At 46.6% G+C, this 1,971-nt stretch carries 2 protein-coding genes; one reads left to right on the forward strand and one right to left on the reverse strand.

Annotated features, from left to right (window positions below; all coding sequences use genetic code 11):
- Positions 1-213: 213 nt before the first annotated feature.
- On the forward strand, positions 214-516 hold the full coding sequence (locus tag HKX24_RS17550) for a hypothetical protein (protein ID WP_276154221.1): 303 nt from the start codon (positions 214-216) through the stop codon (positions 514-516).
- A gap of 78 nt (positions 517-594) precedes the next feature.
- Here HKX24_RS17550 and HKX24_RS17555 read toward each other — a convergent pair whose 3' ends face one another.
- Complete coding sequence (locus HKX24_RS17555) at positions 595-1,836, reverse strand: HNH endonuclease family protein (RefSeq protein ID WP_346428857.1); 1,242 nt, start codon at positions 1,834-1,836, stop codon at positions 595-597.
- Positions 1,837-1,971: the final 135 nt, after the last annotated feature.

The raw sequence follows: 1,971 nt of genomic DNA on the forward strand, positions 1-1,971 counted from the left end.
ATTTCTGAAATCGCGCACGAAGCGCATCCGGCAAAGGTGCTGACATGAACCATCCTCCTGAACAGGATGAATCACAAACAGAAGACCAAGGGAACTACCCGATTCAGGTTTTCACCGAACCGCTTTAATCGGCAGAACTCTGTTAGTCCTATTTCCGACTCGTTCAAGAAAGCCTCAAAACTAACATTCGTTTCAATAGGAAGGGTTTCATCAGTGTCTCAATCTCAGGATGAAATTGATGCTCGAATAGATCAGCTTCAGCAGGCGGTTGATAGTTTTAATGTTGGATCTGAATTTGAGCTGAAGGACCTCTTCGAACCAAGGGACTGGTTGGCAGCAACAGACAATCTTAGGCTGGCGAAAAGCATTACAGTATGCTTCAAGAAAAGGATTATCGGCTGGCCGAGCTCGATTGATCCAGTAATTCAAAATGTTCAAGTAGGCAACGTTCGGCAAAATGGGCGCGAACGAATGTTTAGAAGAATCATCGGTAATCACCAAGAACTGGCTCAGTAAATTGTGGCAGCAAAATATCACTTAATGAAGAAGAGCGCCAATCCTTCCCCGCCTCTAACACCGGCCTTTTATCATCACTCAGATCTTCCAGATCCGAGAGCGCGACAATTCAGAAATGCGCCGTGTATTTTTTTCGATCACTTCATCAGTTAGGTCGACGGCTTCGGTTAGTATCTCTGGGAGGCGATAGCCTTTTTCAGCCAGAATCAGCTTCTTTTCTTTGAACTCTCTATTTGCCAGTCGGTCGTTTGTTTCCTTGTCCACCAGAATTAAATTGCCAATTTGGCCAACTGTGGATGCAGTTCTATCAGAGGCCTGAGGCAGAAGGTGCTCTATTGTGAGATCATCGCTTTCGCCCACCGTTGGGCTCCCCTCTTCCTTCTGGACTTTCTTTAGAATGTATCTGACCAGTTCTTTCTGAGATGTTTGTCCTCGGGTAAAGGTTATTTGCCGAAAGTTCGCATCAAATTCGTCGGGATCAGCAACCCTACTCCGGAGCTTATCTTTCAAGTCGCGTAACACCTGACCGGCGGAGACCGCTTCGCGGCTATTAAAGACTTGCTTGCCAAAGGAAGCAAACATCCCCGAGATGCCGCCGGAAGAGCGAGACGACGTCACCGCATTGAATGAAAAGTGAAATTTCTCAATCATTTCTACAGCATCGCGCAGATGCCGATAGCGTATGATGCCGTCACGGTATGCTCGTATCAGTGAAAGCACCCCAGGCGTCGACTGCTTCACTTTGAAGATCCGCAGTGCTCGGAGAGATTTTGCAACTTCTTTTTCAGACCCGTTCCAACCGAAGTCCGGATCGAAAATTGACCGCCAGTGCTCCGCATCGCTTAGAAACCGGTTTAGGTGTTCAGTTGCATTGGCGCCAACGATACGTTCCTTTGCTTTCGCGAAAGCCTTCGCCTTCGTGACAAAATCGTATCTCGATTGCCACGAATGCACTACAAACTCGTCCGGATCTAAGTTACTCGGCGCATCCCTGATCGTTTCTATAACACTCCGCCATTTTAACGTTGCATGATCAACTTCTGTCCCTTCGTCGATCATTCTTTTAAAATGATTGCGAAGTAGGTCTGTAAGCGCGAGGTCTTTGCCTCTTGTATTTAACGTTTCAAAAATTGTGTAAGCATCGCTCTCATTGTCGAGCGTCACCACTATAACGTTAAGATCTAAAATCGTATCTCTGATCTCAGTAAGCCAGCGTTTAACCTCAGACTTGTTTTCCTCAGGTGTTCTTTCGAGGTTGCCAACAATAGCGTCTGTTCCTTCAGCAACCTTTTTCTTAAACTCAGAGAAAGCTCTCTCAATAGCTCTCTCTGTTGATTGTCACTGAGAGCTGACCCGGTAGCCCCATAAATTGTCACTGAGAATTGACCCATGTGAACACACTGCCCCGACGGTTTTGGTTGGGGGGATTTGGAGTGATCGACATGGGATTTTTGA

The sequence above is a fragment of the Sulfitobacter sp. M85 genome (genome assembly GCF_029285915.1).
Classification (GTDB): domain Bacteria; phylum Pseudomonadota; class Alphaproteobacteria; order Rhodobacterales; family Rhodobacteraceae; genus Sulfitobacter; species Sulfitobacter faviae.